This window comes from Streptomyces sp. NPDC051561, from assembly GCF_044454195.1.
Lineage (GTDB): Bacteria > Actinomycetota > Actinomycetes > Streptomycetales > Streptomycetaceae > Streptomyces.
This window is the reverse complement of record NZ_JBITDM010000005.1, coordinates 167254-180725: the sequence shown is the minus strand read 5'-3', so window position 1 is coordinate 180725 and position 13472 is coordinate 167254. Positions and strand designations below refer to the sequence as shown.

Below are 13472 nucleotides of genomic sequence, written 5' to 3'. Positions count from 1 at the left end.
CCTCTGGCGTTTCTCAGCCCAGTCGGCCGAGCCGGGTGCGCAGGCGGCGGGCGTCGTGCAGGCGCTTCTCGTACGTGGCGCCGACGGCCAGCAGCAGCAGGCCGGCCAGGGCCGGGGGCAGCCAGCGGGGGAGCGCGCCGACCACCTGGATCACATACGGGGCGAGCTCGTGCACGGCGACCAGGCAGAGCGTGACGCCGCCGAGCAGCAGCGGGGCGCCGAGCCGGCGGTGGGCGCCCAGCAGGGTCACCGCGAGGGCCGCGCAGCCCAGCAGCAGCGGACGCAGCCAGTGCGGATCCGCCCAGGCGGCGACCAGGCTCGGCAGGAGGGTCGTGGACAGACCCGGGCCGTACGCCGTCCAGGAGGAGGTGGCCGGGTGGGCACGGCGGTGCAGGAAGCCCACGCCCAGCGCCAGGACGGTCGCCGGCAGGGTGTACGCCTCGGGGCCGTCCACCCCCGAGGCGGCGAGCCGGACCCAGGTGGCCAGCAGGAACAGGGCGGCCGCCACCCAGCGGGCCTCCCGTCGGCCCGGGCGCAGCGCGGTCCCGGCGGCGATCACCGCGCACAGCGCAAGCACCAGGGCCAGCGTCGGCAGGTGCGTCGCCGCCAGGACGACGGCCAGCAGGGCGGGGACGGTCGCGGCGTACTCGGCGGGGGCGCACCGGACGCGCGCGGCGAGCAGGGCGACGGCCGCCGGCACGGCGAGTACCAGGAACGCGGCGTGCCGCGGCGGGAGCTCCAGTGCGGCGGCGGAGGCCACGGCCAGCCCGGTCGCGTACCCGACGGCGGCGACCGCACCCACCGCTCCGGCGACTCCGGTGGGGGTACGGGCGGCCAGCAGCACGCACATCGCCAGCAGCGCGCCCAGGACTCCGAAGGTGGTCTCCCGGGAGGCGAGCGCCAGACACGTCGCCGCGAGGGCGGCGACCGCACCGGTCGCCAGGGCCGTGTACGAGAGGGCGGTGGGGGCGGCCTTCCCGGTGGGCGCCTTCCCGGCGAACGCGGCGGTGCGGGATGCCAAAGCCAGGGTGCCGGCGCCCAGGGCGACGTAGAGCACCAGCGCCGCGACGTAAGGGAGGTTCAGGGCGGTCGGCAGGAGGAGGACGCCGACGGCGGCCACGGCGAGCGCTCCGGCGGCGGTGGCGGGGCGTGGGGCGCGGCGGTGAGCCAGGGCGAGGGCGGCGGCGATCGCCAAGGCGATCAGCGGGCCGGTCGCCGTTCGGTCCCACGGGAAGTCGAGCTCCGTCGTGGCGCGGGCGGTGGCGGGCAGGCCCTGCCACGGATCGACGGCGCGGGACAGCGGACCGGTGAGGACGGTGAGAGCCAGTGCGGGCATCACCGTCAGGAGCGCGCCGCCGCCGACCAGCCCGGCGGCCCAGCGCAGACCGTGGCGCAGCGGGGCGAGGCGGGGGCCGCCGCTCAGGACGGGAGCCGAGGCCGGGGCCAGGACGGCGCAGGCACAGAGGAGGTACGCGGGGGCCACCCACGCGACCGGCAGGGACGGGTACATCGCCCCGCCCACCGAGGCCACGGCGGCCAGCCCGGCCACCAGGGCGGGTGCGAAGCGTGGGCGCAGCAGGGTGGCGGCGAGGGCGAGCGCCGCCCCCGCGAGGAGCAGTGCGCAGGCCGGGAGGGCTTCGGGGGTGGTCGTGGAGCCGACGGAGCGGACCAGTGCGATCAGGAGTGCGATACCGCCGGTGGCCCGAGCGGTGACTTCGGCGAGTGGGCCCAGAGGGGAGAGGGCGCGGGACCGTGGGGTGCGGGGGTCGGGGTGGTGGGGAACGGTGGCCGAAGCCGTGGGCGCCGGGGAATTGGTAGCGGCGGGGAGTCTGTGGCGGAAGGTGAGCACGGCCAGGGCGGTGTCGAGGACGGCGGTGGCCAGCAGGGCCCAGGCGAGGGTGAGCGGGGTCGCCGAGGTGGACAACGCCCACAGGTACAGCGGGAGTTGGGCCAGCAGCACGGCGGCCGGGAGCGGGGTGCGCAGGCGGGGGAGGGCCAGGCCGTAGGCGGCCCAGAGGAGGGCGAGGAAGGTGGTGGCGGCGGCCGTGTAGGCGGCCGCACCGGTGTTCTCGAAGGCAACCTCGTGGAGCGCGTAGGCGTCCAGGGCGGTCAGCAGCAGGGCCAGTACGCCCACCGACTCCGCGGTGGCGACGAGCCGCCGACGTACCAGAAGGGCGGGCGCCGCGAGGGCGGCGAGTGTGACCAGCGTCAGCACCGCCGAGCGCCCGGCGATGCCCAGTTGCCCCCAGCCGACCAGGGTGAAGGCCAGCGCCGCGGTCGCCAGCAGGATGCCGCCCAGGGTCAGCAGCACGTTCTGGGCGCTCCGGGACGACGGCGCGGGAGTCTCCGCGGCCCGCGGGGCGGGCCCCTGCCGGGGCCCGGCAGGCGGCGTCGCGGCCGGTGGCAGCGGCCGGTTGAGAACCTGCAGCAGCCAGGCGCGGCGGTGCAGCAACTGGCCCCGGCGGGCGTCGAGGTGAGCCAGCTCGCGGTCGATGAGCACCAGCTCTTCGGCGGGCGCGGGCGGCGGGACGTTGGTCATGGACGGAGTGTGCGGGTACGGGCCGGCCAGTGTCATGGGCATGGGTACTCAGAGGAGGTACTCAGACGCGGGGTGAGTAGGCGGCCCGCCCCCCCGGCCGGGGCAAGACCGGTGCGGTGACGCAGACTTGGGGGATGGACTGGTGTCACTACCGATTTCGCAGCATCTGGGAGCTGGCCGCCGCGCCCGCCGACGTCTACGCCGTACTGGAGAACGCCGAGGAGTACCCGCGCTGGTGGCCGCAGGTGCGCGAGGTGACCCCGGTCGACGACCGCACCGGCACCGCGCGCTTCCGGTCGTTCCTCCCGTACGACCTGGTGGTCACCGCACAGGAACGGCGGCGCGACCCGGACACCCGGACGCTGGAGATCGGCATGACGGGGGATCTGGAGGGGTGGGTGCGCTGGACGGTCCGGCCCGCGCGGCTCGGGGCGGTGCACGGCACCCGGGCGTTCTACGAGCAGGTGGTCGACGTACACAAGCCGCTGCTGCGGCATGTCGCCGTCCCCGGACGGCCCGTCTTCCTCGCCAACCACGCCTGGATGATGCGCTCGGGGCGGCGCGGGCTGGCCGCCGCACTCGCCCGATGAGTCCCGACGAGCGGGGCGCGGGCAGGGTGCGCGCGCGGTTTGAACGAAACCCGGGAAGCGCTGTATGGTTCAACCCGTTCCCGGGCGATTAGCTCAGTGGGAGAGCACTTCGTTCACACCGAAGGGGTCACTGGTTCGAACCCAGTATCGCCCACCCCGGGAGAGCCGGTCCGTCACAGACGGACCGGCTTTTCGCATTCCTGTGCCGGAGCGCGTCGGCACCTTCAGGTGTACTTGGCACCACCCATGAAGGGGGGCTCGCTCCCTCGTGCCGGGGCCGTGGAATTCCTAACGTGGTCGGTGCACGGACAACCGCGCGAGAGACGACCGAGAAGACAGGGCCCCGATGAACACCATGATCAAGTCGATGCTGTGGATGCTGCTGGCCGTTGCCGTGGCCGCCAACGTGTTTCTCGGCTTCGCGGCGACCGGTGCACTGCACCTCGTGCTCAGTGTGCTGACGGGCCTCGTCGGACTCGGGGCCGTGGTGGGGCTGGTAGCCGTCCACCGGACCCAGCGGGCGCACCCCGCCGGCTGAGCGTCACGCCGCCTCCGCGCGCACCTCCGGCCGCAGTGGCCACGCCGGGTCGACCGCCTCGTCGGACCCGTTGCGCGCGAACCACGCCTGGAGCCCGCGTGCCTGGGCCGCGTGCCACACCGCCTGGAGCGTGTGCAGTTCGGCGGGGGAGAGGCGCTCCAGACGGGCCGAGAACCGGCGGCCCACCGCCCGTACCAGCTCCAGCGAGGCCGTCGCGTCCGCCGCCGCGTCGTGCGCCTCGTCCAGCTCCACGCCGTAGTGCGCGCAGAGGTCGGTCAGGGTGCGCCGGCCCTTGCGGTAGCGGTCCAGGTGCTTGTCCAGCACCCGGGGGTCGATGACCTGCAACGGCCTGGCCTCCAGGTAGCGGGAGAGCGAGGAGTTGCGGTGGCGCCTCAACTCCCGGTCCAGCATGGTCAGATCGAACGGCGCGTTCATGATGACCAGCGGCCTGCCCGCCGCACACTGCTCGGCTATCGCCCGCGCCATCTCCTCCATCACCGGCGACGGCCAGCGGCCGTTGCGCTGAAGGTGATCGTCGGTGAGGCCGTGTATCTCGGTGGCACCGGCCGGAACCGGAATGCCCGGGTTGATCAGCCAGCGGGTGGCGCGAAAGCGTGCACCGGCCGCGTCCTGCACCACGAGGGCGGCGGAGACGATCCGGTCACCCTCCACGTCCACGCCCGTGGTCTCCGTGTCGAAGGCTGCCAAGGGCCCTTCGTACCAGCACGTCATGTCCCAACTCCTCTTGCTCCTCCGGCAGATGGCGTGCTCCACGGAATCGGCCCGGTGCGCTTTCTGCCCGAAGCGGTGATACCCGGGCCGTTTACGCCATAAGCCGCACGGAGACAACACAGGTGACAGACCGAGAAGTTGACGGTCCGTCGATCACCGGCAGACAACCGGAACGATCAGAACCGATCAGCACAGCCCGGAAGGCACACGTCAGCCATGGCGCTCGCGCAGCCCGAACCGGGCGGGCTGCTGCCCGAGCGGACCTCTCCGCCACGGGGCGCACTCGCCACCACCGCCTGCATGGAGACACTCCAGGTGGGCTATCTGCACGCAGTCGCGGCAGCCGCCGGCTGCTCGCTCTCCCAGCCCTTTCCGGACAACGGCATCGACTGGCACGTGAGTCACGGATCCCCCGTGCACACCATCGACGACGAAGTGACGATCAAGGTGCAGCTCAAGTGCACCTACCAGATCGCCCCGCACCCACCCGGCTCCGCCTTCTCCTTCACCCTCGACAACGACCACCTGGTGAAGCTGGCCCGCACTCCCGTCTCCGTGCACAAGATCCTGGTCGTCATGATCGTGCCCAGGACCAGGGACGACTGGCTGCGCGCCGGGCACGACCGGCTCGACCTCAGGCACTGCTGCTACTGGATCAACCTGGCGGGACACCCCGTGACCGGCAGGTACAGGACCAATGTGCGGGTCCCCACCTCGCGGATATTCGACGACCGAGCGCTCTGCGAGATGATGACCCGCGTCGGGGCGGGAGGGAAACCCTGATGCACCGGTACCGGCCGATCGACGATCCCGGACGACCTCATCCCGCCGAGACGGCCGGAGCCTGGGACGGCGGCGGGCCCGAACCCTCCCAGGTCGACCCCGCCGTGCTCGGCGCACTGCTCGCCCGGCACGGGTGGCGCAGGCGCGGCGGAGCACCGGGGCGCTACGCGCGCTGGACGCCACCGGGCGTCACGGGTGGGGGCACCAGCCTGCTCGTACCGGAATCCAGGGCCTTTCCCGACAGCGGGGATCTGCTCGGTGAGGCGCTCGCGGCGCTGGAGCGCTGCCCGGCGCCGTCCGCGCGCGAGGTGCTGGTGCAGCTGGCGGTGGACAGTGACGAGATCCGCTGGTGGCGCGATGTACCGGAGGAAATTCCCGGGGCGGCGGCCTGGCCGGCCGAGGAGCAGCTGCGGTCGGCGGCGCGGCAGATGCTGCTCGCGGGGGCGCTGGCCGCGCGGGGCCGGGCCGGGTACTACGGGGCGCGGCACCGTCGGCAGGCGCAGACCGCGCTGGAAGGGGTGCTGGTCGGGGCCGGGGCGGGCGGGCGCCGGCTCACCGCCTTCGTGCCCGTCGGCACCGGACGCGGCACCGTCGTACGTCTGCATCACGCGCTGCACGCGGCGCGCGAGGCGGCCGACTACCAGCGGGCGACGGGTGGGATGGAGGCGTTCGACGCGGCGGTGGAGGCCGGGGTCAGCCATGAACTGACCGAGGCGGTCGTGGCGTTGGTGCAGGGGACGGAGGGAGCGCGGATCGCGTTGGACTGGGCGCCGGCGGCCGGAGTGCCGGCGGGGTGCGCGGCGCGGCCCGAGGTGGTGGAGTTCTCGCCGGGGGATCTGCCCGCGCTGCGGTCGGCGGGGGCCAGGTACCTGCGGGAGGAGCCTTCGGTGCCGGTGCGGATCACCGGGGCGGTGGTACGGATGAGGAGGTCGGCGCCGCGCGGTGGAGGGACGGTGCGGCTGCGGGTGCTGGTGGGGGCGGAGGTGCCGCATGTGCGGGTGGTGCTGGACGAGGAGGCCTACCGGATCGCGGGGCACGCGCATCTGGTGGGGCTGCCGATCCAGGTGGGCGGGCGGTTGGAGCGGCGGGGCGGATTCCGGCGGCTGACCGGGGCGCACGGCGTCGTACCCGTACAGGTGGACGAGGCGGAACGGGACCGGCTGATGAAGGCGCTGCACGAGAATCTGGACTTCTTCGAGGAGGCGTGCAGCGGGGAGGAGTGAGGGGAGGGGGCGCAGGGACGGATAACCGTTTCGCGTGCGGGCCCGGGGGCTCGGTACGATTCGGTTTGCGTGCCGCTTTCCCAGGCGCGCACCCCCTCAGTCAGGAGAGACCGGTGTCAGACGTCCGTGTGTTCATCCATCGCGATTCCGAGCGGGAAGAGCGCGTGGTGACGACGGGCACCACGGCGGCCGAGCTCTTCACCGGCGAGCGCTCGATCGTCGCCGCCCGCATCGCGGGTGAGCTGAAGGACCTGTCCTACGAGGTGCGGGACGGCGAGGAGGTGGAGCCGGTCGAGATCTCGTCCCCGGACGGGCTCAGCATCCTGCGCCACTCCACCGCGCACGTGATGGCGCAGGCCGTGCAGGAGCTGTTCCCGGAGGCCAAGCTGGGCATCGGCCCGCCGGTCGAGAACGGTTTCTACTACGACTTCGACGTCGCAAGGCCCTTCACCCCGGAGGACCTCAAGGCGATCGAGAAGAAGATGCAGGAGATCCAGAAGCGCGGACAGAAGTTCTCCCGCCGGGTGGTCTCCGACGAGGCGGCCCGCGAGGAGCTCGCCGACGAGCCGTACAAGCTGGAGCTCATCGGCATCAAGGGCTCCGCGTCCAGCGACGACGGCGCGGACGTCGAGGTGGGCGGCGGCGAGCTGACCATCTACGACAACCTCGACGCCAAGACCGGTGACCTGTGCTGGAAGGACCTCTGCCGGGGTCCGCACCTGCCGAGCACTCGCAGCATCCCGGCCTTCAAGCTGATGCGCAACGCCGCCGCCTACTGGCGCGGCAGCGAGAAGAACCCGATGCTCCAGCGCATCTACGGCACCGCGTGGCCGACCAAGGACGAGCTGAAGGCATACCTGGAGTTCCTCGCCGAGGCCGAGAAGCGCGACCACCGCAAGCTCGGCAGCGAGCTGGACCTCTTCTCGATCCCGGAGCAGATCGGCTCCGGCCTCGCGGTCTTCCACCCCAAGGGCGGCATCATCCGCCGGGTCATGGAGGACTACTCGCGCCGCAGGCACGAGGAAGAGGGGTACGAGTTCGTCTACACCCCGCACGCCACCAAGGGGAAGCTCTTCGAGACCTCGGGCCACCTGGACTGGTACGCCGACGGCATGTACCCGCCCATGCAGCTCGACGAGGGCACGGACTACTACCTCAAGCCCATGAACTGCCCGATGCACAACCTGATCTTCGATGCGAGGGGGCGTTCGTACCGTGAACTGCCGCTGAGGCTCTTCGAGTTCGGCACGGTGTACCGGTACGAGAAATCGGGTGTGGTGCACGGTCTGACCCGTGCGCGGGGCTTCACGCAGGACGACGCGCACATCTACTGCACCAAGGAGCAGATGGCGGAGGAGCTCGACAGGACTCTCACCTTCGTCCTGGGGCTGCTGCGCGACTACGGTCTGACCGACTTCTACCTGGAGCTCTCGACCAAGGACCCGGAGAAGTTCGTCGGCTCGGACGAGATCTGGGAAGAGGCCACCGAGACCCTGCGTCAGGTCGCCGAGAAGCAGGGGCTGCCGCTGGTTCCGGACCCGGGTGGGGCCGCGTTCTACGGGCCGAAGATCTCGGTGCAGTGCAAGGACGCCATCGGCCGCACCTGGCAGATGTCGACCGTGCAGCTGGACTTCAACCTGCCGGAGCGCTTCAACCTGGAGTACACCGGTCCGGACGGCACCAAGCAGCAGCCGGTCATGATCCACCGCGCGCTGTTCGGTTCGATCGAGCGCTTCTTCGCCGTGCTCCTTGAGCACTACGCGGGTGCGTTCCCGGCGTGGCTGGCGCCCGTGCAGGCGGTCGGCATCCCGATCGGTGACAGCCACATCCCGTACCTCCAGGAATTCGCCGCCGAGGCGAAGAAGAAGGGGCTGCGGGTGGAGGTGGACGCATCGTCCGACCGGATGCAGAAGAAGATCCGCAACCAGCAGAAGCAGAAGGTCCCGTTCATGGTCATCGTCGGTGACGAGGACATGGCCGCCGGTACGGTCTCTTTCCGCTACCGCGACGGGTCGCAGGAGAACGGCATCCCGAAGGCCGACGCGATCGCCAAGCTGGTCGATGTCGTGGAGCGTCGGGTCCAGGTCTGAGCATCGCGGATCGGCTGAAGGGGCGGCTCCTCGTGGGGCCGCCCTTTTCGCTGACCTCCCCACTGTCCGCCCAGCTCGTCCGCCTATGCTTTGTCCATGACGACTGAGCCGGAGCAGCAGAGTGGACCGGTGGGTGAGCCGGACGGGTTCGGGCGGCTGTGGACGCCCCACCGGATCGCGTACATCCAGGGTGAGAACAAGCCGACCGGGCCCGGGTCCGAGGACGGCTGCCCCTTCTGCGTGGCTCCCGCGCACAGCGACGAGGAAGCGCTGATCGTCGCACGCGGTACGAGTGTGTACGCGATCCTCAATCTCTACCCGTACAACGGCGGCCACATGATGGTCCTCCCGTACCGGCACGTCGCCGACTACACCGGGCTCGACGACGCCGAGACCGCCGAGCTCGCCGACTTCACCAAGCGGGCGATGACCGCGTTGCGCAAGGCCTCCGGGGCGCACGGCTTCAACATCGGGATGAACCAGGGCGGTGCGGCGGGCGCCGGTATCGCCGCCCATCTGCACCAGCACGTGGTGCCCCGCTGGGGCGGCGACACCAACTTCATGCCGGTGATCGGGCACACCAAGGTGCTGCCGCAACTCCTCGCCGACACCCGCAAGATGCTCGCGGACGTGTGGCCCGAAAACCCGTAGTCCTTACGCGTCGTACACGTCGGCCCTGCGCGGGGCCGGGTCCTGGACCATGCCGCTGAGGAACGTCGAGCGCCCACTGAAGCGTTCGGTGTCGACCCCGTGGTCCTCCAGGACCTTGATGGCGGCGGTGTGCACGACCCGCAGCACCGGGGCGGCGGTGCGCATCGCGTCGTCCGCCATGAAGCGGTGCCGCCACGGCTTCTCCGCCCAGGCGTGCCGCAGGCCGAACGGCTCCGGCAGGGTGAGCTTGCCGCCGAGGAAGTCCAGGACGTTCGGGAACCAGGTCAGGGGCGCGCGGACACTCAGGCGTACCACCTCGGTGGTGTCGATCAGCGGCAGCGCACGGGACGTCGTCTCCCAGAACTTGACCGTCTTGTTGACCGTCACCGTCTTGGGAGCCGGCTTGGTGGTGAACAGCGCGTGCACCGGGCCGAGCGCGTGCCCGGTGACCTCGATGCGCAGGGTCTCGTACAGCACGGTCACCGTGATCAGCATGGTGATCACCAACTGGCCGTCCCAGAGCGTGAACTGGACGCCCAGGTAGTGCCGGTTGCCGGAGCCGAACTGCTGCTCGTTGCAGATCCGCTGTATCTCGTGGTTCTTGATCTGGTACGCGTCGACGTCCGCGCCCTCGGGGCGGCTGACCGAGCCCGCGTTCTCGCCGACCGGGGCGACGATCCAGTGCTTGACCGTGGGGGCGGGGAAGCCGCCGGTGTTGAGCGGGCCGCGCTTGAGCATGCGCAGCTGGTCGTGGATGGCGCGGATGACGTCCCAGCTGCGGAAGCCGTGGATCTCCTTGGTGGGATCCGCGCGGTTGAGTTCCTCGGCGAGCTGCCAGCTGCCCCAGCGGGTTCCCATGCCGAGTATGCCCTTGGGGCCGGCGTAGAAGACCGAGTTGGACTCCTGCTCGGCGGAGAGCCGGGCGAGGCCCTGGCGGAGGGTCTCGGCGGAGATCTCACCCGGGCTGCGCGGGACGGCCTCGGGGATCTTGGGGCCGACGCCGCCGCCGGAGAGCAGCGCGGACCAGCGCTCCCTCAGGTCCTTGGCGGTGGACTCGCAGATCTGCTTGGCCAGCACCCAGCCGATGACGGGGGCCACCAGCATCGCGCGCAGGTAGATGCCGAGGACACCTGTGAAGGGGAGCTTGATCATGAAGACGACGACCAGGCCGGCGACGGCGACCAGGAGGATCGTGGCGAGGGCTCCGGCCTTCTTGTCCTTCGACCCGGCGATGGTGCGGCGGAGCTGGAAGACCGCCATCCAGATCAGCAGGCCGGGCAGGAAGAGCACGCCGAAGACACCCATCACCACGGTGAGTTTGGTGTCGCGGGCCTTACGGATGTTGTTGGCCGCCAGGCAGTGCTCGACGACGGTCTGCGGCTCGGTGCCGAAGGACTGGATGAGCGCGGCGCGGGCGCCGCCGAGCATCCGGACCTGGACGGCGCGGGAGAACGCCTCGCCCAGATTGGGTTCGAAGAGGGAGAGCCTGCCCTTCTTCACGGTGGACTTGTGCCAGTCGTTGTTCGCGTCGAGGATCTGGGTCACCGGGCTGTCCCGGTACGCCGCCGAGGCCAGCGCATGGGTGGCCGCGGTCTGCCCGGCGGCACCCGTGAGCGGTACCTGTGCACCGGGTGAGAAGTCGAATCCCGAGTCCGCCACTACCGCCCCCATCGACCGTTCACTCAACTACCTTGCCCGGCGTCCGCGCCGCGCGCGCACTGCGCCCGCACTGCGGCCTGTGCCCAACTGCCGCGCCCCGCACACCTTCTGAGCTGCGATCACAGACTAGTCGGAGGTGGTCCTGCTCGTCATGGGAGCGCGGAATGCCGCCCACCGCAAGGGAATTGGGTGGGCGGCATTACCGCAAATCGGTCAACTAGCCTCCGTTTTGCTCCCGTTCGCGGAATTTGCCCGCCAGTTGGAGGGGCATTGCCTCGTGCCGGGCGTACGTACGGCTGAAGCGTCCGGTGCCGTGCGACACGGAGCGCAGATCGATCGCGTACCGCCCGATCTCGATCTCGGGCACCTCGGCCCGGATCAGGGTGCGGCCGTGGCCCGCCTGTTCGGTGCCGATGACGCGTCCGCGCCGTCCGGAGAGGTCGCTCATCACCGGGCCCACGTAACCGTCGGGGACCAGCACGGTGACCGCGGCGACCGGCTCCAGCAGGTCGATACGGGCGTCCGCGGCGGCCTCGCGCAGGGCGAGGGCGCCCGCGGTCTGGAAGGCGGCGTCGGAGGAGTCCACCGAGTGTGCCTTGCCGTCGCGCAGCGTGATCCGCACGTCCACCAGCGGGTACCCGCCCGCCAGTCCGCGTGCCGCCTGTGCCCGCACGCCCTTCTCCACCGACGGGATGAACTGGCGCGGCACCGCCCCGCCCACCACCTTGTCCACGAACTCGATGCCCCCGCCCGGCGGCAGCGGTTCCACGTCGATCTCGCAGATGGCGTACTGGCCGTGCCCGCCGGACTGCTTGACGTGCCGGCCGCGCCCCGCGGTCCGCTCGCCGAAGGTCTCCCGCAGCGACACCTTGTGGTCGACCGCGTCGACCTGGACCCCGTACCGCGAACGCAGCCGTTCCAGGGCCACCTCTCGGTGGGCCTCGCCCAGGCACCACAGGACCAGTTGCCGGGTGGCCTGGTTCTGCTCCAGGCGCATCGTAGGGTCCTCGGCGACGAGCCGGGCCAGCCCCTGGGAGAGCTTGTCCTCGTCCGCCTTGCTGTGCGCCTCGATGGCGAGCGGAAGGAGCGGGTCGGGCATCGACCAGGACTCCATCAGCAGCGGGTTGTCCTTGGCGGAGAGGGTGTCACCGGTCTCGGCGCGGGTGAGTTTCGCCACGCAGGCCAGGTCTCCGGCGACGGCGTGCGCGAGGGGGCGCTGCTGCTTGCCGAAGGGGGCGGAGAGTGCTCCGACCCGTTCGTCGAGGTCGTGGTCCTCGTGGCCGCGGTCGGCCAGACCGTGCCCGGAGACATGGACGGTCTCGTCGGGGCGCAGAGTCCCGGAGAAGACCCTGACCAGGGAGATCCGTCCGACGTACGGGTCGGAGGCGGTCTTGACCACCTCGGCGACCAGCGGGCCCGAAGGGTCGCAGGTGATCGGCGGGCAGGGCCGGCCCTGGGGGGTGGTGACGAGGGGCAGTTCGTGCTCGGCGGGGGTCGGGAAGCCGCCGGTGATCAGCTCCAGGATCTCCACGGTGCCCAGGCCCTGACGGCTGCCCTCGGGGGCGGGCGCCGCGGCGAGCACGGGGTGGAACCTGCCGCGGGCGACGGCCCGTTCGAGATCCCCGACCAGGGTCTTGAGGTCGATCTCCTCACCGTCGAGGTAGCGGTCCATCAGGGACTCGTCCTCGCTCTCCGCGATGATCCCCTCGATCAGCCGGTTGCGGGCCTCCTCGATGCGCGGCAACTGGGTCGGGTCGGGGCTGAGTTCCTTGCGCCCGCCCGAGGAGTAGTCGTAGATCTTCTGCGAGAGCAGGCCGAGGAGACCGGCCACCGGGGCGTGCCCGTCGGCCCCGTGCTCCCCGTACAGCGGGAGATAGAGCGGGAGTACGGCGTCCGGGTCGTCGTGCCCGAAGGCCTCGGCGCAGAAGTCGGTCATCGACTCGAAGTTGGCGCGGGCCGCCTCCAGATGGGTCACCACGATCGCCCGCGGCATCCCGACCGCCGCGCACTCCTCCCACACCATGCGGGTCGCGCCGTCCACCCCGTCCGAGGCCGAAACGACGAAGAGGGCCGCGTCCGCAGCCCGCAGACCGGCCCTCAACTCCCCGACGAAATCGGCGTATCCGGGGGTGTCCAGGAGGTTGATCTTGATGCCGTCCCAGGCGACCGGCACCAGGGACAGCTGGATGGACCGCTGTTGCCGGTGCTCCATCTCATCGTGGTCGGAGACGGTGGTGCCGTCCTCGACGCGCCCCGCCCGGTTCACCGCACCTGCGGCCAGCGCGAGGGCTTCCACCAGTGTGGTCTTGCCCGATCCGCTGTGGCCGACCAGCACCACGTTCCGTACGGATGAGGGGTGGTCGGCCGTAGCTGCCCTGCCGGCGGCTCCGGGGTGTGCGCTCGTGTGTGTCTTGTCGCCCATGGTTCTGGCCTCCCGGGGAACGTGCACGGTGAGGAGAAGGGGCGCGGGACATGAGGAGCCGCAGCGGCGTGGCGGCACCGATGACGCCCGCGGTCATTCGAGCTTTCCACTCGGGTCACTGTGCGTCCATACCCCGGTGCACGCTGTGTGTGGTGGGGGCGGCGGGTACGGCTCCCGTACGGGGCCGGGTGCCGCCATCCGTCGTACGACACGGCGTCGGGCCGGGTGCCCGACGCTGGAGCGGG

The 13472-nt window shown here is 71.3% G+C and carries 10 protein-coding genes and 1 tRNA gene; 7 read left to right on the top strand and 4 right to left on the bottom strand.

Annotation, left to right across the window (positions count from 1 at the left end; genetic code table 11):
• Positions 1 to 13: 13 nt before the first annotated feature.
• A complete protein-coding gene (locus tag ACIA73_RS14250) occupies positions 14 to 2539 on the bottom strand; it encodes an SCO7613 C-terminal domain-containing membrane protein (protein ID WP_399438751.1) in 2526 nt (841 codons plus the stop codon).
• A 134-nt stretch (positions 2540 to 2673) separates the two neighbouring features.
• Here ACIA73_RS14250 and ACIA73_RS14245 point away from each other — a divergent pair, with 134 nt between their 5' ends.
• From ACIA73_RS14245 to ACIA73_RS14235, 3 genes are all read left to right on the top strand, one after another.
• Positions 2674 to 3129, top strand: coding sequence for an SRPBCC family protein (locus ACIA73_RS14245; protein WP_399438750.1), 456 nt, complete (start codon positions 2674 to 2676; stop codon positions 3127 to 3129).
• 82 nt (positions 3130 to 3211) lie between these two features.
• Positions 3212 to 3283, top strand: a tRNA-Val gene (locus ACIA73_RS14240).
• 192 nt (positions 3284 to 3475) lie between these two features.
• Positions 3476 to 3667 (top strand): hypothetical protein, encoded by a 192-nt coding sequence (locus tag ACIA73_RS14235; RefSeq protein ID WP_399438749.1) that lies wholly within the window; start codon positions 3476 to 3478, stop codon positions 3665 to 3667.
• 3 nt (positions 3668 to 3670) lie between these two features.
• On the opposite strand, the gene ACIA73_RS14230 is transcribed toward ACIA73_RS14235, so the two are convergent.
• Positions 3671 to 4399, bottom strand: a complete 729-nt coding sequence (locus ACIA73_RS14230; RefSeq protein WP_399438748.1) for a 3'-5' exonuclease — start codon at positions 4397 to 4399, stop codon at positions 3671 to 3673.
• 216 nt (positions 4400 to 4615) lie between these two features.
• On the opposite strand from ACIA73_RS14230, the gene ACIA73_RS14225 reads away from it, so the two are divergent.
• The 4 genes from ACIA73_RS14225 to ACIA73_RS14210 all read left to right on the top strand — a co-directional run bounded on the left by ACIA73_RS14225 (position 4616) and on the right by ACIA73_RS14210 (position 9146).
• Positions 4616 to 5182, top strand: coding sequence for a DUF4365 domain-containing protein (locus ACIA73_RS14225; protein WP_399438747.1), 567 nt, complete (start codon positions 4616 to 4618; stop codon positions 5180 to 5182).
• Complete coding sequence (locus tag ACIA73_RS14220) at positions 5182 to 6405, top strand: hypothetical protein (RefSeq protein WP_399438746.1); 1224 nt, start codon at positions 5182 to 5184, stop codon at positions 6403 to 6405. The genes ACIA73_RS14225 and ACIA73_RS14220 overlap by 1 nt, the downstream gene beginning before the upstream one ends.
• Before the next feature lie 113 nt (positions 6406 to 6518).
• On the top strand, positions 6519 to 8495 hold the full coding sequence (gene thrS, locus ACIA73_RS14215) for a threonine--tRNA ligase (RefSeq protein WP_399438745.1): 1977 nt from the start codon (positions 6519 to 6521) through the stop codon (positions 8493 to 8495).
• Positions 8496 to 8591: 96 nt separating this feature from the next.
• Positions 8592 to 9146, top strand: coding sequence for an HIT family protein (locus ACIA73_RS14210; RefSeq protein WP_399438744.1), 555 nt, complete (start codon positions 8592 to 8594; stop codon positions 9144 to 9146).
• 3 nt (positions 9147 to 9149) lie between these two features.
• On the opposite strand, the gene ACIA73_RS14205 is transcribed toward ACIA73_RS14210, so the two are convergent.
• A complete protein-coding gene (locus ACIA73_RS14205) occupies positions 9150 to 10805 on the bottom strand; it encodes a hypothetical protein (RefSeq protein WP_399438743.1) in 1656 nt (551 codons plus the stop codon).
• 217 nt (positions 10806 to 11022) lie between these two features.
• On the bottom strand, positions 11023 to 13227 hold the full coding sequence (locus ACIA73_RS14200) for an elongation factor G-like protein EF-G2 (RefSeq protein WP_399438742.1): 2205 nt from the start codon (positions 13225 to 13227) through the stop codon (positions 11023 to 11025).
• Positions 13228 to 13472 lie beyond the last annotated feature (245 nt).